Raw genomic sequence first — 20,723 nt, forward strand, 5'->3', positions numbered from 1 at the left:
GCTCTTACCATGCCTGCTGAGGGTCGGGGTGATCGGCTCCGCCAAAAAACGAAAACCGCGCCCCAAATGCCACACGCTGCGCGGCGGATGCTTCTCAAGGAAGTAGATGTGGCGCGAAAGACGTTTTCGTTTTTTGGCTCCGCCTGGCGGGCATGGTAAAGGCTGCGCGCCACTTTTTTCCCAAATCCCGTGCTGCGTCAACACTCCCGCTTCGGGATAAAATAATAATATAATAATATAAAAAAATCTTGAGTATAAAAAGAGGTTGAGCAGTCGCACTTGCTGCTCAACCTCTTTTTATACTTTTACACGACTTCCTTTTCCCGGTTGGTGGCTGCGAATTGGCTGTTGTACAGGTCGGCGTAGAAGCCGTCTTTGGCCAGCAGCTGTTCGTGGTTGCCTTTTTCGATGACGCTGCCTTTGTTCATGACGAGGATCAGGTCGGCGTCGCGGATGGTGGAGAGGCGGTGGGCGATGACGAAGCTGGTTCGACCTTTCATCAAGCTGTTCATCGCTTTTTGGATCGCCACCTCTGTGCGGGTGTCGACGCTGCTTGTCGCCTCATCGAGGATGAGGATCGCGGGGTCCGCAAGAATTGCGCGCGCGATGGTGAGCAGCTGTTTTTGCCCTTGCGAAATGTTGGAGGCTTCCTCATTGAGGACCGTCTCATAGCCATCCGGCAGCGTGCGGATGAAGTGGTCCGCGTGTGCGGCTTTTGCAGCTTGCACGACCTCTTCATCGGTTGCGCCCGCCCGTCCGTACGCGATGTTTTCCCGGATCGTCCCGTTAAACAACCACGTCTCTTGCAGCACCATCCCGAACAAGCTGCGCAGCTCCCCGCGTTTCATTTCGGAGATGTCCGCGCCATCGATGGTGATCTTGCCGCCGTTTAGCTCGTAAAAGCGCATCAAGAGGTTGATCAGCGTGGTTTTTCCCGCCCCGGTCGGTCCGACGATGGCGATGGTCTGCCCTTGTTTGACGTCGATGTTCATCCCTTCAATCAACGGCTCGCCCGCTTTGTAGCCAAACGTGACATCGTGGAAACGCACGTCTCCGCGCGGCGCTTCAACAGTCACAGGCACATTCGCCTCAGCGACTTCTTCCTGCTCATCCAACAGCTCGAACACCCGCTCTGCGGATGCGATCGTCGACTGGATGATGTTGGCGATGTTGGCGGTCTGCGTAATCGGCATGGAAAATTGGCGCGCATACTGGATAAACGCCTGGATGTCCCCGATCTTGATCGCGTTTTGCGTGACGAGCACGCCGCCGACCACGCTGACCAGCACATAGCCGATGTTGTTGATCAGCGACATGAGCGGCATGATGATCCCGGAAATGAACTGGGCGCGCCAGCCGGAATCATACAGCTTGTCGTTGATTTTATGGAACGTTTCGATCGATTCCTGCTCATGGCCGAACGCTTTGACGATGCGGTGGCCGGTGTACATTTCCTCCACATGGCCGTTCAGCTCGCCCAGCGATTTTTGCTGGCCGACGAAATACACTTGCGACCGTTTGGCGATCGCTTTTGTCACCATGAAGCTGGCCGGCAGGGTGATGACCAGGATCAGCGTCATCAGCGGGCTGATCGTCAGCATCATGATGATGACGCCAAGGATTGTGACAATCGAGGTTATCAGCTGTGTCAAGCTTTGCTGCAGCGTATTGCTGATGTTATCCACATCGTTGACGACGCGGCTCAATATTTCCCCGTGCGGCCGTGCGTCAAAAAACGAAAGCGGCAGCCGGGACAGCTTGTCGTTCACTTCGTTGCGCAGATCGTATACCGTTTTCTGGGCAACGCCCGCCATCAAATATTGCTGCAAATAGCCGAACAGCGCGCTTGCAACATACAGGCCGCCGAGGATCAAAATGATTTGTCCGATATAGTCGTAATCGATATGCGCACCCGGCACGCCGTTGACTTTGTCCATGATTCCTTCGAACAACCGGGTCGTCGCGGTCCCCATAATTTTGGGGCTGACGATACTAAATACGGTGCTGAGAATTGCGGTAAAAAGTACGGCTGTCAGCTGGTATTTTCGCGGCTGCAAGTAGCGGCTGAGGCGCTTTAAGGTCCCTTTGAAGTCACGGGCTTTTTGCACCGGCATGGACATCGCCATCGGACCGCCGCCCGGACCTCTGCCTGGCGGGCCAAAGCCCATCCCTTGATTTCGTTGTGGTCCACTCATGCGATCTCCTCCTCCGAAAGCTGTGAAGAGACGATTTCCTGATAAACCTCACAGCTGGCCATCAGCTCTTTGTGCGTGCCGATGCCTGCGATCTTCCCTTCATCGAGCACGATGATTTGATCGGCATCCATTACCGTACTGACGCGCTGAGCGACGATCAAGACGGTCGAATCCGTTGTCTCCGTACGCAGCGCCTGACGCAACAAGGCGTCTGTTTTGAAGTCAAGCGCGGAGAAGCTGTCGTCAAAGATATAGATGTCCGCTTTTCTAACCAGGGCGCGCGCAATCGACAGACGCTGCTTTTGCCCGCCGGACACGTTGGTCCCGCCCTGCGCGATCATGGAGTCGTAGCCGTCCTTCATCTCCGCGATGAATCCGCTCGCCTGCGCGATGCTGGCGGCATGCCACACTTCTTCGTCCGTTGCTGTTTTTTTGCCATAGCGGATGTTATCGGCGATGGTTCCGGTGAACAGGACCGCTTTTTGCGGCACGAAGCCGATTTTTTGGCGCAGCGCGTCTTGTGCCATCTCGCGCACATCGACGCCATCCACCAGCAAGCTGCCGCTGTCGATGTCATAGAAGCGCGGGATCAGGCTGATCAACGTCGTTTTCCCTGAGCCGGTCCCGCCGATGATCGCCGTTACCTCCCCTGGCTTGGCGGTAAAGGTGATGCCGGACAATGCGGGCTTTTCCGCACCTGGATAGCTGAAAACAACATCCTTGAACTCGACGAGCCCATGAGAAGCTCCTGCTTCCTTCACATCGGCAGCATCCGTAATGTCCGGCTCCATCTCGAGCACCTCGTTGATCCGCACGGCAGATGCTTGCGCGCGCGGGATCATCACGAACATCATCGACACCATGATCAGCGAAAACAAGATTTGCATCGCATACTGGATGAAGGCCATCAGGTCGCCCACTTGCATGTGCCCGTTGTCGATGCGGATCGCGCCGAACCAGACGATCGCAATGATCGAAACGTTCATGACCAGCATCATCGTCGGCATCAGGGCAGCCATGATTTTGTTGACTTTGATTGCCGTATCCGTCACGCCGCTGTTGGCTTCCGTGAAGCGTTTTTTCTCATAGTCCAGCCGATTGAAGGAGCGGATCACCCGAATGCCGATCAGCCCCTCGCGCACGACCAGATTCAATTTGTCCAGCTTGCCCTGCATGATTCGGAACAGCGGAATCCCTTTGCGCACAACCAAAAAAATCGCGCCGACCAATACCGGAATGACCACGACAAAGACGAGCGACAGCTTGGCGTCTTTGCTGACGGCCATCACGATGCCGCCGATACACATCATCGGCGCCATAACCATCATGCGCAGCATCATCGTCAGCACTTGCTGCACCTGCGTGATGTCGTTGGTTGTACGCGTGATCAGCGAAGCCGTGCCGATTTTATCCACTTCATGCAGCGAAAAGCTTTCCACGCGCGCAAACACCTTGCCGCGCAAAATTTTGCCGAACCCGGCTGTAGACTGGGCTGACAACAAGCTTGCGCCGATCGAACAGAACGCACCCGCTGCCGCAACCAGCAGCATGAAGGCGCCGATTTTGAGGATGTACGGAATATCCCCTTTCACCACGCCGATGTCGACGATGTCAGACATCAAGGTCGGCAAAAACAATTCCGCGAACGATTGCAGAAAAACGAACAGCAAGATCACAGCCACCTGCAACCGGTATGGCTTGAGCAAACGGAAAAGCTTGGTCATTCGTCTTCCTCACCTCCATGCATACGCATCGGGTCAATGCCCGCCTCGCGCTGATGAAAATAGTCTGATGCTTTTTGCAACAGCTCAGACAAACGGTTGCTGTCTTCTTCTCCAAGATACTCGATCAGACCGTTCATCCGGGTATGAAGCGCTTCTATCGCCTTTTTCGTGACAGCCTCCCCGAACTCCGTCAGCTTGATGCCGACGGCACGACGATCGGCTGGATCGATGTTGCGTTCGACCAGCCCATCCGCTTCAAGGCTTTTGATCAGCTGGGTGATGGTCGGTGAAGTCACCTGCAGACGCTTGCTGATGTCCGAAACTTTCATGACCGGATTTTCCGGGGTAACATTTTTGTGAAGGCAAAACAGCACCCTGAGTTCGCTCGGCTTGCATCCTTCGATCGAGCGCAATTGCCACGATGCTTTGCGGAATTGCATGAGAGATTGCAGCAGCTTTTGTGCTGTTGGATGATGTTCCAAAGACATGTTTTCCACCTCAACTACATAATTAGGTTTGCAACTAATTTGTAATACAATTATTTAAGCAAACTAATTATATGGAGCGGCTCTCGCTGCTGTCAATCGTTTTTTTGCCTACCGGTTACCTTTGCGAATCAGGCTCCACTCCATGATGACCAGATTCAAAATGATCCCCAGCCAGATGTTGACCTGCAAAATAGCATCGATCATCCGGGCAATGCCGGCGGTTCCCGGCAGCCCTTTTGCCGCCACGTAGAACAGGATGCACACAGGCACAGCGAGCCGCGCAGTAACCGCCACCAGCGTGATTCCGTAGCTGCGCATCATCCAGACGCGATGCCCCGCCACATCCCCCTGTCGAATGGTCCGGTAGCCGCGCCACGCCGTCAGCAGCCATAGCGCAGACAGCGTGACGAACGCCATCTGTTTGGTGAAGCTGCCATCGTGGAAAGCGACCGCAAGCCCCGTTGCGCCGCTGACCAAGATCGAAGCCAAATACACGCTGCCCAAAAGCCGGTGCAGCGGCAGCCGGGTCTTGCACAATCTCGCCAAAAATTGAAACGGCCCTGTCAAAAGCGCGATCAGTGCGGTAAAAATGTGCACCACAAGAAGCGGATAATGCAGCGGGTATCCTGTGTCCAGCTTGATCCTGCTCAGTGCCGGATCGAGCGTCGCATAAGGTGCAGCGGCAGCCAGCCCGACGATCACGATCACTGCAAAAAGGATCATCCGACCGACGCTCCCTTTTTTTCGTTTCATCACACACGTCCCTTCCCGGTATGCCGTACCGAATTTCTTTCACCATGGTAGCCGCCAGACCTTACGTGCCCCTTATGCAAATCGAAAAAATTTCTTAAAAGTTGCCACAAAAAAATCCCAGCCTGCCTGCATGCACAGACGGCTGGGAAATTGTTTTTGCCTGTTTCGTTTTTACGCTGGGCTTGTGGTCGCTTACGCTTCCACAGCCTGCTCATTGTGTTCATGGAATGCTGCCGTATCCAGCTCTTTTGTCGCTTTGCTGGTAAGAATGCCCGTCGTCATGCTTCCGCTGACGTTCAAGGCGGTGCGGCCCATATCGATCAGCGGTTCAACCGAGATCAACAAACCCGCCAAGCCTACAGGCAGATTCAAGGTGGAAAGCACCAGAAGAGCGGCGAATGTTGCGCCACCGCCGACGCCCGCCACCCCGAAGGAGCTGATGGCAACGACCGCGATTACGGTCAAGATGAAGGCCGGTGTAAACGGATCGATCCCTGCAGTCGGTGCGATCATGATAGCGAGCATCGCAGGATATACACCTGCGCAGCCGTTTTGGCCAATCGACAGACCGAGCGATCCGGCAAAGTTGGCAATCCCTTCAGGAACGCCAAGCGATTTTTGCGTTTTGACATTGAGCGGCAAAGCTCCTGCACTCGTACGCGATGTGAAGGCAAATGTGAGAACAGGCAGCGACTTTTTCACATACGTAACCGGATTGAGACCTGCTACGGTCAGCAAGAGCAGATGAATGATGAAGACGACGATCAATGCTGCATAAGAAGCGACGACGAACTTGCCGAGGTTCCAGATCGCATTGTAATCGCTGGTTGCCGCAACGCGCGTCATGATCGCCAAAATGCCGTATGGCGTCAGACGCAGGATAATCGTAACGACACGCATGACGATCGCGTACAAGGAATCGACCATGCTGGCGAACAGAGCGGCTTGCTCCGCGTTTTTCCGTTTTACGCCCAAGTAAGCCAAACCGATGAATCCGGCAAAAATGACGACCGCGATGGTCGATGTTGCGCGTTCACCCGTGAAATCCTGGAATGGATTTGCCGGCAGCAGCTCGACGACTTTTTGCGGGAAGGTCATGTCCTGAATGCCTTCCATTTTCTTGACCAGCGCATCGGCGCGGGCGGCTTCCGTCTCGCCTTGCGTGATTTGGCCAGCCTGCAAATTGAATGTATACGCGCTGGTGATCCCGACCGCTGCCGAGACAGCCGTGGTTCCAACCAGCAGAGCGATCACCAGCGTGCTGATTTTCCCGATGTTTTGCGTCAGCTTCATTTTGGTGAAAGCCGAAACGATGGATACGAAGACGAGCGGCATGACGACCATTTGCAGCAGTTTGACATAACCGTTACCGACGATGTTGAACCAGTCAATGGACGTTTTCAGCGCATCGGACTTGCCGTAGGCGCTGTGCAGAACCAGCCCGAAAATGATACCTGCTCCCAGTGCGATGAACACACGCTTGGAGAACGACACATGTTTCTTTTGCAAAGCGTACAAACCAACAATGAGAGCGAGCATGAAAATAATATTTACCAGTATGAGCAATGTTGCCACCGGAGTTCCCCTCCACTTCCGAAACGTAATGGTCTCTCTTTTGTATATCCTTATTAAAATACGATAATTCCTATCTGTCAAGTAGGATTAATGCTTTTCTTTACCAAAATTTTTTTTCCGTGGTCTTCGTCTATGCATGTCAGAGCCGATTTTCATACGATAAACCAATTGCACCGATAACGAGAGGAGGCGCATTGATGAATCCGATTGATTATCACAGACAGCGTATGCAGCATCATTTGAACATGGCCCATCACTTCAGCACCATGCGGATGCACGAGCAGCATGGGCATCGCGTACATGGCCAACGTTATCACAGCTTGGCCGAGCATGAACACTACCACCGGATGCGCGCGTACCATCACCGGCGGATGATGGAGCACTACCGGCAGCAGCAGCCCCACCGACGTGGTATGCAATAAGAAAAAAAGGCATGTATTCCTCGTGGGATACATGCCTTTTGTCATCGTATAAAAATTCAGCTATGGGTCACTTGAACAGCGCTTTTCCATTGAACGGTTTTTTGCATCTCGGCCATCGCCGGCTGTCCGATCAAACCGAGGCGCCACAGCGCGATCCCTTTTAACCCGTACCGTTTGGCCAGCCCGATCTTGCTGTTGACGGACTGCGCATTTTCGCTGCCCATGGAAATCCCGAGCAGCAGCTTGTCTTTCGGCACTTGTCCAACCGCGAGCTTGATCGCTTCGTTAACCCGGTCCAACGGCTCTGGCTGCTTTTCATTCTCGTAGGCGTACGCCATCACGACGATGAGATCGGCGATTTTGCCTAGCGTTGCGTAATCATAGCCTTTAAACGCCCCGTTTTGCGGATGCAGCGCCAGGGCAAGCTGAATGCCGCTCGGATGCAGTTTTGCAGCAAGCTGGCTTACGAATTCGTTGTATTTCTGCTTGACCTGCGGGTTGTCGTCATTCATTCCCAGTCCCTCGAAATCGAGGACAACCCCGGCAAAACGTTTTTCTTCCACAAGCTTGCGGATGTTGTGGATCGCGCGGTCACGCAAGTCTTTCGTTTCCAAAAGCTTTGTCAGCTCTCCTGCCGCATCCCCTGCGTATACCATCAGGAAAGGGGCTGTCCCCTGGCCAGCGGCGGCATCAATGATTCCTTCCGGCGTCGTGTCGCCTGCCGCCTGCGGCCAATAAAAGTCTTTTCCGTTTACCGTCACGTTGCCATCCGCGTCGATCCGGCTCCAGCCGAACGCCACCGAATCAAAGCTTGGGATGAGCGCCCGCTCTGCAAAGGACGAAATCGCTTGACACTCCCCACGCCTAAAGGCAGGGGATTCTTGGGTAATCCCTCCTAACGAGGGGAAATTCACCAAGCTATCCCTGTGTGCCCCACAGTTCAGTTGGCTATGCCAACAATCTAAGTCCTTCTCGCTCAATATTGATGGCAGCATTTTGGTCACGGTCATGTTGGACACCGCAGTTTGGACATGTCCATTGTCGCATTTTCAGGTTTTTCACGTCTTTGTTACGGTAGCCACAGGTAGGGGTGGAACAGAGTTGGCTAGAAGGGAATTGTTTCCCGACAATCGAGATTGTTCTGCCATACCATTGCGCCTTGTACGCCAGCATCGTCCGAAACATAGACCATGACGCATCTGCAATGGATTTTGCTAATTTGTGGTTTTTGACCATATGATTTACTTGCAAGTCCTCCAAACAGATCACTTGGTTTTCGTTGATAAGCTTGGTTGACAATTTATGCAGGAAGTCATTGCGGGTATTTGCGATTTTTTCATGGAGTCGTGCTACTTTGATACGTGCTTTGTCACGGTTTTTACTGCCTTTTTGTCTGCGGGATTGAATCCGTTGCCACTTGGCCAATTGTTTTTCATACTTGCGATAGTATTTGGGATTTCCCACTTTCTCACCAGTAGAGAGAATCGCAAAATCCTTGATACCAAGATCAACTCCGACTGTCTGTTCGATTTTTGGTAGTGGCTGAATCTCTGTTTCACAAAGAACAGATACAAAGTATTTCCCTGCGGGACTGCGTCTGATCGTAGCGGAAAGGATGCGCCCTTCCACTTCTCTGGACTTGGCAAATGAAACCCATCCAAGTTTGGGAAGTTTGATGCGATTCCCATCCACTTTGATGTTCATCTTGCATGTGTAGGATTGCTTTGGATTCTTCTTGCTTTTGAATTTGGGATAGCCTTTTTTCTCCTTGAAAAATTTTTTGTACGAGGAATCCAAATCTTTCAGGGTGGATTGTAGAGCAGTAGAATCTACTTCTTTCAACCATTCAAACTCTTTTTTTAGTTGAGTTAACATAGCCGAACAGTCGTTGTAATTCAGCGTTTTCTTTTCTTGTTCGTAAGCCTCTTTTCGTTTCACAAGAAAGTGATTGAATACAAAGCGCGTGCATCCGATTGTTTTGTTAATGAGGATGGCTTGTTCTTTATTTGGGTACAAACGAAACTTGTACGCTTTGTGCAAATTCAATCACCCCTTTCTTTTTGAGACTCAATGTATTTCTTCATCACATCAGGGAGCCTGTTTTTTAGATGCCTAAATTCCATCCGCAACACTCTCGATGTATAGCCCTTCAAATGTTTGGCAACTCGGTGAATTCCAAATTGCGGATCGCATTTGATGAGCAAATGAACGTGATCAGGCATGATTTCCATTTCAACAATTTCAGTACGTAGTTCGATTGCCTTTTCAAGAAACAACTCTTTTAACCGAATGTCTACTGGCTCTGTTAAAAACTTTTTTACGATACTTCGGGCAAAAGCCAACGTGATAGTTACAGTCAACTACGATATTGTGGTCACTCTCCACTGATCTACTCAAAACCATCATCTATGGTTAATAATACCACTAGACATTTTATCTAATGCAAGCATTCAAAAAAAGAACACTATTTCGTTTGCTCTTAGCCCCCCCCCTACAGGAGATGCAGAGAAATTTGCCTTATATCCCCATAGCTAAAACAAGGGTTTTACGGCACGAATGATAAAATCCCATGGTGTAGAGATCCTCTTGCGCTGAGGCGATGGTGACGGTCCGGGTGGCGCCGTTCCAGTTCACATGGGCCCCAAACCGCTGGCTGAAAAAGCTGAGCGGCACCAGCGTGTAACCTTTCTGCTCCACCGGACTTACCGGCAGCTGCACGGGAACGCCGTTCACCGTCGCTACCGGATTGTTCAGCTGCAGCACGACCGTGGTCTTCTTTTGGCTCGTCTGCTTGCTCGCCGTGATCGTGCTGGTCGCCCCGTCCCATTCGACCGTGATGCCGATCGCCTCTGCGATTGCCCGGAACGGCACCATGTTATACCCTTTCATGTTGGTTGGCTCGATAAAGAAGCTGAGCGGATGCTGTAATGGAAGTGAGGGGATTTGGTCAAGAAAATTACGCAAAAGCGGTTACAATGCCTGCTGGGGGTCGGGGTGAACGGCTTTCGAGAAAAAAACTGCCGTCCCACATAATAGGACGGCAGCTAGCTTGAATTGGTTACTCTTCTTCCTTCTGATAAACGATCTTGCCGTCCATCATGGTCAGGGAGACTTTGGTGTCGCGGATTCGCTCCGGCGGGATGGCAAACAGGTTTTGGTCGAGCACCACGATGTCGGCGAGCTTGCCGGCTTCCAGCGTGCCCAAATCGTGCTCGCGGAAGTTGCTGTAAGCGGCACCCGACGTGTATGCGCGCAAGGCATCGGCCATGCTGATCCGCTCTTCCGGATTCCAGCCGCCTTCCGGTTGGCCGTCGTTATGCAGACGGGTCACGGCGCGGTACAGCTCCGTGATCGGATCGAGTCCGACCACCGGGAAGTCGCTGCCGAACGCGAGTGTTGCCCCGGATTTTTGCAGGCTGTTGATCGGCCAGGTACGGCGGCTTCGCTCTGGGCCAAGACGCGCCAAATACGTATGTCCGGCAAACGTGTCGGATGCCAGATGCTCCGGCTGAATCGATGGAATCACGCCAAGCTCACTGAAGCGGGGCAGATCGTCTGGATGCAGCACTTCGATATGCTCGATCGTATGGCGCGAATCGCGCGCCCCGTTCTGCCGCTGCGCTTCCGCGAAACAATCCAGTCCCAGGCGAACGGCCGCATCGCCGCACGCATGATAGCGGATGCGGAAGCCTTCGCGGTCAGCCTGCACGGTCCAATCCTCAATGACATGCTTCGGAATGAGCGTGTCCCCGCACGTATCGGGACGATCCGCGTACGGCTCGAGCAAATAGCCTGTATACGTCGTCGGCACGCCATCCAGGAAATTTTTCAAACCGGCGAACTGCAGCTTCTCGGAACGGTACGTTTCACGCAGCTTCCGCGGTTTTTCCAGATCGCCGTCCAGCTCGGTCAAAAAGTGGATGCGCACGGTCAGCCGGTCCATCTCCTCGAACTGCCGGTACATGTCGAGATCGCCAAGCTCCATCGTCACCAGCGGGAACATGTCGCCCACCGAGGTGACGCCAAGCTGTGCCGCATGGTCGAGGAACCCTTGCAAAAGGCTGATCCGACGCTCGGTCGGGAATTCGAATGCCTGTTTGGCCAACGCCATCGCCGTTTCGTACAGGAAGCCCGTCGGCTCGCCGTTCTCGTCGCGCGCAATCTCGCCAAACGGCGGGTCAGGCGTGTCGCGCGTAATGCCAGCCAGCTCAAGCGCTTTGCTGTTGAGCCATGCCCCGTGGCACTCCGCGTTGAACAAAAATACCGGACGGTCCGGAATATACTTGTCCAGCGTCGAGCGATGCGGCAGCTTTTTTTCATCCCAGTGAACATGGTACCAGCTGAAACCGATCACCCATGGATACTCCGGATGCTCATCCGCATACGCCTTGACCATTTGAGCGGTTTCTTCCTCCGATTTGGCCGACAGCAGATTGATGCATTGTTGTTCCAGGCTTCCCAGCAGCACATGCACGTGGAAGTCGTGGAACCCCGGCATGATCAGCTTGTCTTCATAAGCCAGCACCTTTGTCTCAGGTCCCACCAACGGACGAATCTCGTCCTCCGTCCCGACGGCCAAAATCCGGTTGCCCGCGATCGCCACCGCTCCCGGGCTCGGTGCATCCCCATAACCGGTGAAGACCGCGTTGCTCGTGAGGACGATTTCGGCTGCCTTTCCTTGCAAATCTCCCATTCCATTCACTTCCTCATTGATCGATCTAGTGCGATTTCAGCTCATTCCAAATGCGGTCGAGCTGCGAGATTTTGTCTCCCACATCGCCTGCATATTCCCCGCGCTGCAAGTCTTCTTTCGTCGGATAGATGATCGGATCTTTCTTGATCGAGTCATCGAGCAGCTCCTGGGCTTTGATATTCGGGTTCGTATACGGAATCTCTTTGGAAATTTCCGCGCTGATTTCCGGTCTCAGCAAGAAGTTCATGAACGCTTCTGCATTTTCTTTGTTTTTTGCCCCTTTTGGAATCACGAAGTTGTCCATCCACAGGATGACGCCTTCCTTCGGATAAACCGCTTTGATCGCCGGCACTTCTTTTTGGGCCAGCGCAGCCTCTGCGCCATATACCAAGCCGACGGTTGCTTCCCCGTTGATCAGCAGCGTTTTCGGGCTGTCGCTGTCAAACGCCTTGATATTTGGCAAAAGGTCGACAAGCATGCTCTTCGACTTTTGCAGCACGGCATCGTCCGTCTCATTCATCGATTTGCCTTGCATCTGGTTGGTCATCCCGATCAGGCCGCGCATATCGTCAACAACGACGACGGAGTTTTTGAATTCAGGCTTCCACAGGTCGGCATAGCTTGTAACCGGTGTTTTCACTTTATCCGTGTTGACGGCCAAAACGATGTTGCCCGCCAAATACGGGATGGAGAATTCATTTTTCGGGTCAAACGCTTTTTTTACATAATCCGGGCCGATGTTGCTGAAGTTCGGCACCTTGTTCAAATCTATCGGATCAAGCAGCTGCTGCTTGCTCATGATATCCACCATGTAGCTGGTCGCGACCGCAACGTCATAGACGCCATTGCTTGCAGTCAGCTTGGCCAGCATCTCCTCGTTGGACGAGTAGGTGCTGTAGTTCACCTTGATGCCCGATTCTTTCTCGAACTGCTTGATTACGGATTCAGGCAAATAATTGGACCAGTTAAACACGTTCAATTCCTTCGATTTGCTTTCCTCGCCTGCCGGTGCGGCGCTGTTGCCGCAGCCTGCTGCAAGCGCAAGCACCCCTGCCAGCGCAAGTGCCAACCATTTGGTGCGCGTTGCCATTTTTTTCATTCCACATCCTCACTTTCTGTTTTCGATGTTGTCATGCGATCGCAAGCGATCAGCATGTCCCCCTCTATTTTTGAAAGCGCTTTCTTGCGCTTACATTTCATAAGCGCCATGTGCTCTCTTCCCCAGTTTACCGGATGCACGTATCTACACATCAAGCGCGTAATCGACCGCTTTTTCACAAAAACATAGGGTTAACCCCACGTTTCTAGTATAATAGAAAAGAGGAAAGGGAGGCGTGTCAAAAAGTGAGAATCGGCGCATTCGCCAAGCAATTTTCCGTCACAATCGAAACCATCCGCTATTATATGGAGCTGGGGTTGTTGATCCCGGTCAAGCAGGATGCCCAATACCGCTTCCATGACGGCTGTGTCGATGACATGAACTGGATTCTGGAACTGAAGCAGCTGCGCTTTTCCATGCAGGACATCCAAAAAATCATGTCGTTCAAACGCATCTCGCAGTTCGCCGACAATGACGATTTGGAATATTTCGTCGGCTTGCTGCAAGAGCAGAAACAGCTTTTGCAGGAGGAAAGCTCCCAGCTCAACCGATCGATCGCCCTGCTGGAGGAAAAAATTCGGACAACGCGCAAGCTGGACCCTCCCGCGCTGCAAACAGGCGTCCCATTGTCGTTCATTCCGCTGCTCGCCTGTCCGTCGTGCAACCAGCCGCTCGCGCTCGAAAACGCCTCTTTATTCGGGCAGCATCTGCTGGAGGCAAGGCTCCACTGCCGCTGCGGCTACTTCGCCGAAATCAAGGAAGGCATCCTGCTCACCTCTTCGGTGGCAGCTTCCCCGATGCAAGATTATTTCATTTATGATCAGGATATTTTCCCGGAGCTGTCACCCGGCTGGATCAGCCTGATGGAAAAAGGCAGCCAGTGGATTTACACATCGCTGCAGCAAAACATGGGACCGCACCAGATCATGCTGCAAACCAATGTCGAAGTCTACGTATTTCCGCCCAAATATTTGGCCCAGCTGCCGCCGGATACGCTCTATGTGTTTACGGCCAACAGCCTGATGATGCTGAAAAAGCTGAAAGGAAAGCTTGAGCATCTCAATCCCAGGCTCCAGGTGCTCTACATCGTCAACAACGACCTGCGGCTTCCGTTGCAAAACGGCTGCATCAGCCTTGTCATCGATACGCTCTCGTTCAACGATTTTTCCCTGTATGCCGATTCCTGGCCGCTGGCGCACTTGCTGCCGTATTTGCAGGACGACGCGCGAATTTTCGGCACCTATATGTACTACCAGCATCAATCGCGCTCGCTGCAAAACCTCCATGCGCTCTATCCGGACAGCCATCCGCAAAATTTGGAGCCGGACTATATCGCCAATCAGCTGCTTGCCAACGGCTTTTCGGCTTGTATGCGAGAAGAGCTGGGATCGTTGACCGAACCGGGGCGCTATCTGGATTACCATCTGGACCAGGACCGGCTGTACCTTGCCTCGTATCAAGCGGTACACCGTTGTCACAAGTAGGCATCAGTTTTTGTGAACCAGTTGCTGCTCTTTCCCTGCAGCCACCTCTTCCATACTGCCGGCAGCAGCATATGCATGCGGAAATTGAATGCAGAACAGCGTTCCTTTGCCCGGCTTGCTCTTGATCGTGATCGTGCCGTTCATCTTTTTGATGATCGTAAACGAAACCATCGTGCCCAAGCCGGTTCCTTTTTCTTTTGTCGAATAGTATGGCGTGCCGAGTCGCTGGATCTGTTCCTCTGTCATGCCGACCCCGGTATCGCGAATCTCGATCACCACCATTCCCTCGCGCTTCTTCGCGGAAATGGTGAGGGAGCCGCCATCCTGCAGCGCCTCTATCGCATTTTTGCCGATATTGATCAGCGCTTGCCTGAATTTGTGCCGGTCGCCCACGATTTGCATGTTCTCTTCCGAGTCGATATTCGTTTCGATCTGCGTATTGTTATAGTTGGCATAAGTCAGCAGCACATTCGAGAAATAGCGGATTTCATCCTGGATCTGAATGAGTTCCACGGTTTCCGGATCAGGCTTGGCCAAGGAAAGGTAATCGGTGATGATCATCTGTGCCCGATCCAATTCTTCAAGCGAAATTTTTTGATAAAATCCGCGCTTTTCCGCACTGATTCCGTCCGCCCCCAGCAACTGGATGAACCCGCGTACCGTTGTAAGCGGATTGCGGATTTCGTGAGCAACCGCCGCGGCCATTTCGCTGACGATTTTGGCTTTTTCGCTGCGCACCATCTCTTCTTGCAAATGGTAATACCGCATCAAAAATTCCATGCAAAAGACGAAGATTCCCACCAGCAAGCCTTGGATCGCATAGCTTACGATCGTCTCCGGCACGCTGTTTAGGAGCAGGCCCACCTTGTTGGTTACCGAAAGATACACACCAAAGGTTATGAGCTTGATCGATGTGCACAGAAAAACGGCGATGATGATCTTTTGGTACGGCTTGCTGGTCTGATATTTTTTCCACAGCAGCGCAACGATGGCCAGGCTGGGCAAAAGGGCGAGCGCATAAAGCAGGTTCAACGGTTGGCCCAGCACATAGCGGTAGCAGATGACGATAACGTACAGGATGACAGAGTTGAGCGGGCCGCCGTACAAACAGCCGACCGTCAGCGGGATGGAGCGAAAATCGTACGTGACGCCCTTTATCATCAGCGGAAAAGACATCGTTACAACGATGGCAAAGGAAAACATGCACCCCACCAAAAATCGGTAGAGCCAGGGACGATCCTTTGTCTGGTAAATGAATGGATACAGGACAAGCGGGGAAAAAACGATGAACGTGTTCAGCAAAAAATCTTTGAAGTAAACAATCATGGCAGACCCCCATAACAATATCCAGTTGACCGGCTGCAATGCTCATTATTTCTTTGCTCAACCTGCTCATATTGTAGAATATTGGGGGTGCGAATTAATAGATTTTTTTTACTCGAATGAAAGAAATTAGAAGAGGCGGATGCGCTACAAAATGGAGAACGGAGCAGGCTGCTTCTCCACCTCTGTCTTGCCATTTTTCAGCAAACGCACGGTGATTTTTCCCCTGTATAGCCCAGGCTTGCCTCCCTCGATATAGCCACAAAGCAGCACCTCTCGCTCACGTTGCTGGGACGACGTGTATGTCACGGTGCCCTCCCCCTTATGTTCGCTAATATCCAGCACAACCGTGTGCACTCCGCCTGTGACAAACGGCGGAATCGTCTCGCGCTGATTGAAATACTCGACAGCTGCCCCGTTGACCGTTTGCCCGCTCTCATTGACGATGACCACCACGATGTTATTCCCGAATGGGCTTGTTTTGACGGAACAGACGATGAGGAATGCGATTAGGAGAACCCCTCCGGCAAGCCAGACAGCTGTTTTCCGGTTCATGGCTGGCAATCGTCCAGTATGGCAATATACTGCGGCTCCACCCGATCGGCGAGCCAGACCATCTCGTTCCCGTGGTAAAACAAGACGCCGTCACGCCATGCTTTCCATGCATCAATGCGCAAGATGACAGGTTGTTCATCCCGTCTTTCCCCAACCTGCTGCGCAGTCCCGATCTCATCGGAGAGATGCACATACTGTCTTCCTTTTGGCAGCAAACCTGATTTTAGAATCGACGGGACGAAATGGCGCGGTGTCCCATGGTACAAAAATTCAGGCGGTTGTTTCGCTTCCTTGGTGATTTTTTGCGGAGCGGAATGCCCGTAGAGTGCCCGGATTTTCCCGTCCCGGATCTCATGGCGCTTTTTTTCCGATCGCGCAATCATCGTGTGCAAATCCGCTTCTGTCAGCGTTCTCCATTTCGGCTGCTTGCGCAATGCACCTAGCACATGTTCCACCGCAACCCAGCCCTGTTCATCCAACTCCAAACCGTACTCCTGCGGGGCATGTCGCAGCGCGTACGACAGCTCCTTGCTCACTTTTTGGTAATCCATCGTTTCACCTCACTCTTTTTGACCCTGTCACTTCCACACCCAATAACGCGCTGCCCCTTTTGTCATCAAGGTGTAGCGCTCCACATCTGTCACGTATTTTTGCAGCTCCTTCTTCGCTAACGAATCGCTCATGCCGTCCGGTACCAAAAACCCTTCAAACTCCACGTCCTGAACACCCGCGCGGAAAGAATGGACGAACTCCTCGGAGCCGACATAGTACAATGCGATTTTTCCCTGCCATTCAATGGAATAGCGACCGTCGGCTTCCCGGCTGAATGTAAACCGGTGGTCGGCTGCCGCATCATGGCCCAACAAATATATGTGGAAAGCCCGCTCTTCAAAATCATACGTTTCAAGCGGGTCGGCGCGGAGGACAGTTTGCGTAAGGCACGTGAAATCGAACGGCTCCGCCGCAGATCCGACCATGAAGCCCCCGTCTCCCCATTCTGTGGATGAAAGCGTACAACTGTGGTAGTTATTCCAGACAATCTTGGACGCCCAATCGCTCTCAACGTCTTCGTCTTCTTCATCCTCATCATCTTGATCGTCTGCATAATAATCATCCGACTCCAGATGAAAATCGAACCACAGTCCGCTTTCCGGCTCCAATCGTCCACTCCATGCGAAAGCCTTGATCCGGTGCCCATCCGGCCACGGATTTCCGGCAAAATAGATGCGATTCATGTACGTTCCCTCCAACTCATTCTCGTTGATTCCTGCCCGCTACCAATCATACAACATCACAGGAATATTCTGTATCCTGCAAAAGGCCGCAAAAAAAGCAGCCTTGGCCTGCTCACGCGTTGCATGAATGTTTGGTTGTCTAGCAAAGACTGACCGGTTTGCTTAAACACATGCTCGGTGCCGTCCCAGACATTTTTCACTTCAAATCCGGCTCATTTTTTCCTATAATTACACCTTAGCAATTCGCAGAACATCCTGTCCTGGGGTGAATGGACAGATCGATGACGATTGGCCCAAATTGTACTTGTCTGGAGAGTGGGCATGAAAACGTTTGCCGTTTATTTACTGATGGTTCTGATCATTTCGTGCAATGCGCCGCTATCAGCCTGGGCAACGAATCTTGATAGGAATGCAGCGCTTGACAAGCGGGATTTGCAGCAATGGAATCCTCAAGAGGACGGGGTCGTTACCTTGGACGGACCTTGGGCGTTTTACTGGAATCGCTTGATGGAGCCCGGCGATTTCACGGATGGCTCGCCTGGGGGTGCATGGACGGTTACGATTCCGGCTCAATGGGAGTCTTATTCGGTAGGCGGACAGGCATTGGCGAATGAAGGCTATGCCACGTATCGCATGAAGTTCGTTTTATCTGCCGAGGCGGCCGGGCAACCGCTCGGCCTGTATGTCAATAATGTCGCCAGCGCCTACCGACTCTGGATCAACGGCAAGCCACTGAATGGCCTCGGTATCGTCGGCACCGATGCCGCGAGCATGGTTCCACGAAACTACCCGAAGGTATACTTCTTTCTGCCGCGTCCGGGCGATAACGAATTGGTCATCCAGGTTTCCAATTTCGTTCAGCGCACAGGCGGGATTTGGGAGAGCATCGACATGGGGGCTGCAGAAGAGATCGCATCGCTGCACAGAAACCGGATTATGGTCTGGACATTTGTGACAGGATGCTTGCTGCTCATGACGGTGTACACGCTCTTCCTCTACTTGTTACGCAAGCAGGAGCGTGCCGCCTTATGGTTCGGCCTGATTTGTCTGGCCATTTGCACAAGGTCCTCCCTGCTGGGTGAATCGTTCGTTTACGTCCTGTTCCCAGGGCTTTCGTGGGAATGGGGAGTCAAGCTGGAATATTTGTCGGAAATCGTCACGATCCTCAGTTTGGCAGCCTTTGTCAATAAGCAGTATCCGCAGGATGCGATTTTGCGGATCTTCCCTTTGTTTGCCGCCGGCTTGGGCGCTTTCGGGGCTTTTGTGCTCGCAACGCCAGCCAAGGTGTACACGCAGCTGATGGTCCCGTACATTATCGTGCTGCTGCTTCCCGTCTTTCTTTACGTCATGTACATCTACATTCGCGCTGCGCTGCGCCGACGAACAGGCTCGCGCTCCAACATGATCGGCTTTCTCGTTTTCTTTCTCACCGTCATTCATGAAATTTTCTATTATACCGGCTTCGTCGCGTTCGGCGGGCTCGTTTCGTTCGGGCTGCTGTTTTTTCTGCTGACCCAGCTGTTGAACTTATCCTTCTTGTTCACGCGGGCTGTTACCCAGTCGGAATTGCTGTCGATCGAGCTGAACAAAGTCATTGCATCGCAGGAAGAGACGATCAGGCAGCGGACTTCCTCCCTCCAGGCGTTGAATCTGCAGCTGGAGCAGGGAAATCAGGAGCTGAGCCGGATCGAAACGATACGCAGCACCTTGCTGGCGGAAGTCCATCATGACTTGTCGACCCCGCTCACAGCGATAAAAGGCTTTTCCAAAGCCATTGCGACAGGTGTCGTATCGGAGGAGGAAGCGCCGCTTTATGCCGGCCGCATCTACGATCGGAGTCTGATGCTGGAGAAGCTGATCGACAACGTCGTCGAATTAAGCCAATTGAAAACCGGTGACATTCAGCTCGAGCTTGCGGAAGTGCCCATCCTGCCCTTCTTACGCCAATTACGTCACCGTTACGCCGCCGAGACGAGTGCACAAGGAATCACATTGATCTGGGAAGAACCGCTTTTTTCGCTGCCCTCTACCAAGGAGCTGCTGGTTACGTTGGACCGGTTCCGCTTCGAGCGCGTTTTTGCCAACTTGATTTCCAACGCGGTGAAATACACCCGCGGCGAAGGTGTCATTCGGATATGGGCAGAATTGTTGCCAGCCTTCGCTTCGGATAACGGTCATGTCATCATCCATATTACCGATACCGGCATCGGTATCCCGGAATCCGAGCTTCCTCACATCTTCAAACGCCGCTACCGGATCGCCGGCAGTCAGCACGCAAAAAGCGGAAGCGGCCTTGGGCTTGCGATTTGCGCGGAAATCATGGCACGCCATCAGGGCGAAATTGGCGTAAGCAGCAAGCTGGGCGCTGGAAGCGACTTCTTCCTTACGCTTCCTGCAAAAATCGGGGATGCCCCTGCTGACACGAATCACCTTGGCGAAGGAGGAGAACATGGAGACGACCATTCTGCTGATTGAAGACGATCCCGATATTTGCGAGCTAGTCGGTATTTATTTGCGGAAGGAAGGGTTCCGCCTTGATGTCGCAAGGACTGCGGAGCAAGGACTCAGCCTGTTTCAACGTTCAACCTACGATCTGCTCATTTCGGACATTATGCTGCCCGGACTCGATGGTCTGGCGCTGGTGCAGATGCTCCGCAGCCGTTCGGACATTCCGATCATTTTTTTAACCAGCAAAAAAAGCCCGCAGGATATTGTGGCCGGATTGAACATGGGCGGTGACGATTATGTGACGAAGCCGTTTGAGCCAGAGGTGCTCGTGGCGCGCGTACAAGCGGGGCTTCGGCGCTATCGGTCGCGCCCGAAGGCGAACGACAGCGCCGAAGTTTGGCAGGACGGACGGCTGATCATCCACAAGAAGCGACTGGAGGTGCTCGTGGACAACCAGCCGGTCACCTTGTCTGCCAAGGAGCTTCAGCTACTGCTCTATCTCCTTGAGCATCCAAGGCGCGTGTTCAGCGTGGGCCAGCTTTACGAACGAATCTGGGGCTTAAACGGTATGAGCGACGAACGAACGGTCATGGTCCATATCCACAACCTTCGCAAAAAAATCGAAGCAGACCCGGCAAACCCGAAATACATCGTGACGATCCGCGGATTCGGCTATAAATTCGGAGTTGAGCCATAAAAGCCAAAAGCCCCAAGCGTATCATACAGCTC

The 20,723-nt window shown here is 52.8% G+C and carries 18 protein-coding genes and 1 pseudogene; 4 read left to right on the top strand and 15 right to left on the bottom strand.

What is annotated here, in order from left to right; genetic code table 11:
- Nucleotides 1-305: 305 nt before the first annotated feature.
- From ACTID9_RS21325 to ACTID9_RS21345, 5 genes are all read right to left on the bottom strand, one after another.
- Nucleotides 306-2,195: an ABC transporter ATP-binding protein gene (locus tag ACTID9_RS21325; RefSeq protein WP_441066883.1), complete on the bottom strand. Its 1,890-nt coding sequence runs from the start codon at nucleotides 2,193-2,195 to the stop codon at nucleotides 306-308.
- Nucleotides 2,192-3,919, bottom strand: coding sequence for an ABC transporter ATP-binding protein (locus tag ACTID9_RS21330; RefSeq protein ID WP_441066884.1), 1,728 nt, complete (start codon nucleotides 3,917-3,919; stop codon nucleotides 2,192-2,194). The genes ACTID9_RS21325 and ACTID9_RS21330 overlap by 4 nt, the downstream gene beginning before the upstream one ends.
- Complete coding sequence (locus ACTID9_RS21335; protein WP_441066885.1) at nucleotides 3,916-4,407, bottom strand: MarR family winged helix-turn-helix transcriptional regulator; 492 nt, start codon at nucleotides 4,405-4,407, stop codon at nucleotides 3,916-3,918. The genes ACTID9_RS21330 and ACTID9_RS21335 overlap by 4 nt, the downstream gene beginning before the upstream one ends.
- 108 nt (nucleotides 4,408-4,515) lie before the next feature.
- A complete protein-coding gene (locus ACTID9_RS21340) occupies nucleotides 4,516-5,130 on the bottom strand; it encodes a DUF2306 domain-containing protein (RefSeq protein ID WP_441066886.1) in 615 nt (204 codons plus the stop codon).
- 222 nt (nucleotides 5,131-5,352) lie between these two features.
- Nucleotides 5,353-6,699: an L-cystine transporter gene (locus tag ACTID9_RS21345; RefSeq protein WP_441072681.1), complete on the bottom strand. Its 1,347-nt coding sequence runs from the start codon at nucleotides 6,697-6,699 to the stop codon at nucleotides 5,353-5,355.
- Nucleotides 6,700-6,929: 230 nt separating this feature from the next.
- Here ACTID9_RS21345 and ACTID9_RS21350 point away from each other — a divergent pair, with 230 nt between their 5' ends.
- Nucleotides 6,930-7,157: a hypothetical protein gene (locus tag ACTID9_RS21350; protein WP_441066887.1), complete on the top strand. Its 228-nt coding sequence runs from the start codon at nucleotides 6,930-6,932 to the stop codon at nucleotides 7,155-7,157.
- Nucleotides 7,158-7,213: 56 nt separating this feature from the next.
- On the opposite strand, the gene ACTID9_RS21355 is transcribed toward ACTID9_RS21350, so the two are convergent.
- The 6 genes and pseudogenes from ACTID9_RS21355 to ACTID9_RS21380 all read right to left on the bottom strand — a co-directional run bounded on the left by ACTID9_RS21355 (nucleotide 7,214) and on the right by ACTID9_RS21380 (nucleotide 12,949).
- Nucleotides 7,214-8,071, bottom strand: a complete 858-nt coding sequence (locus ACTID9_RS21355; protein ID WP_441066888.1) for a glycosyl hydrolase family 18 protein — start codon at nucleotides 8,069-8,071, stop codon at nucleotides 7,214-7,216.
- A gap of 34 nt (nucleotides 8,072-8,105) precedes the next feature.
- Nucleotides 8,106-9,197: an IS200/IS605 family element RNA-guided endonuclease TnpB gene (gene tnpB / locus ACTID9_RS21360; protein ID WP_441066889.1), complete on the bottom strand. Its 1,092-nt coding sequence runs from the start codon at nucleotides 9,195-9,197 to the stop codon at nucleotides 8,106-8,108.
- Nucleotides 9,198-9,199: 2 nt separating this feature from the next.
- A pseudogene (gene tnpA, locus ACTID9_RS21365) lies at nucleotides 9,200-9,563 on the bottom strand (IS200/IS605 family transposase).
- Nucleotides 9,564-9,674: 111 nt separating this feature from the next.
- Nucleotides 9,675-10,121, bottom strand: coding sequence for a copper amine oxidase N-terminal domain-containing protein (locus tag ACTID9_RS21370; protein WP_441066890.1), 447 nt, complete (start codon nucleotides 10,119-10,121; stop codon nucleotides 9,675-9,677).
- A gap of 94 nt (nucleotides 10,122-10,215) precedes the next feature.
- The gene (locus tag ACTID9_RS21375) at nucleotides 10,216-11,850 is read right to left on the bottom strand and encodes an amidohydrolase (protein ID WP_441066891.1); all 1,635 of its coding nucleotides are present in this window, start codon (nucleotides 11,848-11,850) and stop codon (nucleotides 10,216-10,218) included.
- 25 nt (nucleotides 11,851-11,875) lie between these two features.
- Nucleotides 11,876-12,949 (bottom strand): ABC transporter substrate-binding protein, encoded by a 1,074-nt coding sequence (locus ACTID9_RS21380; protein WP_441066892.1) that lies wholly within the window; start codon nucleotides 12,947-12,949, stop codon nucleotides 11,876-11,878.
- A 245-nt stretch (nucleotides 12,950-13,194) separates the two neighbouring features.
- Between ACTID9_RS21380 and ACTID9_RS21385 the strand changes: the two genes are divergently transcribed.
- Nucleotides 13,195-14,433, top strand: a complete 1,239-nt coding sequence (locus ACTID9_RS21385; protein WP_441066893.1) for a MerR family transcriptional regulator — start codon at nucleotides 13,195-13,197, stop codon at nucleotides 14,431-14,433.
- A 3-nt stretch (nucleotides 14,434-14,436) separates the two neighbouring features.
- Here ACTID9_RS21385 and ACTID9_RS21390 read toward each other — a convergent pair whose 3' ends face one another.
- The 4 genes from ACTID9_RS21390 to ACTID9_RS21405 form a co-directional block, all read right to left on the bottom strand.
- On the bottom strand, nucleotides 14,437-15,759 hold the full coding sequence (locus ACTID9_RS21390; RefSeq protein ID WP_441066894.1) for an ATP-binding protein: 1,323 nt from the start codon (nucleotides 15,757-15,759) through the stop codon (nucleotides 14,437-14,439).
- A gap of 144 nt (nucleotides 15,760-15,903) precedes the next feature.
- Nucleotides 15,904-16,311, bottom strand: a complete 408-nt coding sequence (locus tag ACTID9_RS21395; protein ID WP_441066895.1) for a hypothetical protein — start codon at nucleotides 16,309-16,311, stop codon at nucleotides 15,904-15,906.
- A complete protein-coding gene (locus ACTID9_RS21400) occupies nucleotides 16,308-16,862 on the bottom strand; it encodes an RNA 2'-phosphotransferase (protein WP_441066896.1) in 555 nt (184 codons plus the stop codon). Before ACTID9_RS21400 ends, ACTID9_RS21395 begins: the two co-directional genes overlap by 4 nt.
- A 27-nt stretch (nucleotides 16,863-16,889) precedes the next feature.
- Entirely contained in the window at nucleotides 16,890-17,546 is a 657-nt protein-coding gene (locus ACTID9_RS21405; RefSeq protein ID WP_441066897.1) for a hypothetical protein, read from the bottom strand.
- A gap of 321 nt (nucleotides 17,547-17,867) precedes the next feature.
- On the opposite strand from ACTID9_RS21405, the gene ACTID9_RS21410 reads away from it, so the two are divergent.
- Both ACTID9_RS21410 and ACTID9_RS21415 read left to right on the top strand, forming a co-directional pair.
- Nucleotides 17,868-20,021 (top strand): ATP-binding protein, encoded by a 2,154-nt coding sequence (locus tag ACTID9_RS21410; RefSeq protein ID WP_441066898.1) that lies wholly within the window; start codon nucleotides 17,868-17,870, stop codon nucleotides 20,019-20,021.
- Entirely contained in the window at nucleotides 19,996-20,691 is a 696-nt protein-coding gene (locus tag ACTID9_RS21415; RefSeq protein ID WP_441066899.1) for a response regulator transcription factor, read from the top strand. Before ACTID9_RS21410 ends, ACTID9_RS21415 begins: the two co-directional genes overlap by 26 nt.
- Nucleotides 20,692-20,723: the final 32 nt, after the last annotated feature.

Origin of the sequence: Brevibacillus fluminis (assembly GCF_052072235.1) — a bacterium.
Taxonomy (GTDB): Bacteria; Bacillota; Bacilli; order Brevibacillales; family Brevibacillaceae; genus Brevibacillus_D; species Brevibacillus_D fluminis_A.

What these genes read in the sequence shown, in the direction of transcription:
- ACTID9_RS21325 (WP_441066883.1), bottom strand. Translation starts at nt 2,195, where the DNA reads ATGAGTGGACCACAACGAAATCAAGGGATGGGCTTTGGCCCGCCAGGC.
- ACTID9_RS21330 (WP_441066884.1), bottom strand. Translation starts at nt 3,919, where the DNA reads ATGACCAAGCTTTTCCGTTTGCTCAAGCCATACCGGTTGCAGGTGGCT.
- ACTID9_RS21335 (WP_441066885.1), bottom strand. Translation starts at nt 4,407, where the DNA reads ATGTCTTTGGAACATCATCCAACAGCACAAAAGCTGCTGCAATCTCTC.
- ACTID9_RS21340 (WP_441066886.1), bottom strand. Translation starts at nt 5,130, where the DNA reads ATGATCCTTTTTGCAGTGATCGTGATCGTCGGGCTGGCTGCCGCTGCA.
- ACTID9_RS21345 (WP_441072681.1), bottom strand. Translation starts at nt 6,699, where the DNA reads ATGCTCGCTCTCATTGTTGGTTTGTACGCTTTGCAAAAGAAACATGTG.
- ACTID9_RS21375 (WP_441066891.1), bottom strand. Translation starts at nt 11,850, where the DNA reads ATGGGAGATTTGCAAGGAAAGGCAGCCGAAATCGTCCTCACGAGCAAC.
- ACTID9_RS21380 (WP_441066892.1), bottom strand. Translation starts at nt 12,949, where the DNA reads ATGAAAAAAATGGCAACGCGCACCAAATGGTTGGCACTTGCGCTGGCA.
- ACTID9_RS21390 (WP_441066894.1), bottom strand. Translation starts at nt 15,759, where the DNA reads ATGATTGTTTACTTCAAAGATTTTTTGCTGAACACGTTCATCGTTTTT.
- ACTID9_RS21395 (WP_441066895.1), bottom strand. Translation starts at nt 16,311, where the DNA reads ATGAACCGGAAAACAGCTGTCTGGCTTGCCGGAGGGGTTCTCCTAATC.
- ACTID9_RS21400 (WP_441066896.1), bottom strand. Translation starts at nt 16,862, where the DNA reads ATGGATTACCAAAAAGTGAGCAAGGAGCTGTCGTACGCGCTGCGACAT.
- ACTID9_RS21405 (WP_441066897.1), bottom strand. Translation starts at nt 17,546, where the DNA reads ATGAATCGCATCTATTTTGCCGGAAATCCGTGGCCGGATGGGCACCGG.
- ACTID9_RS21410 (WP_441066898.1), top strand. Translation starts at nt 17,868, where the DNA reads ATGAAAACGTTTGCCGTTTATTTACTGATGGTTCTGATCATTTCGTGC.
- ACTID9_RS21415 (WP_441066899.1), top strand. Translation starts at nt 19,996, where the DNA reads ATGGAGACGACCATTCTGCTGATTGAAGACGATCCCGATATTTGCGAG.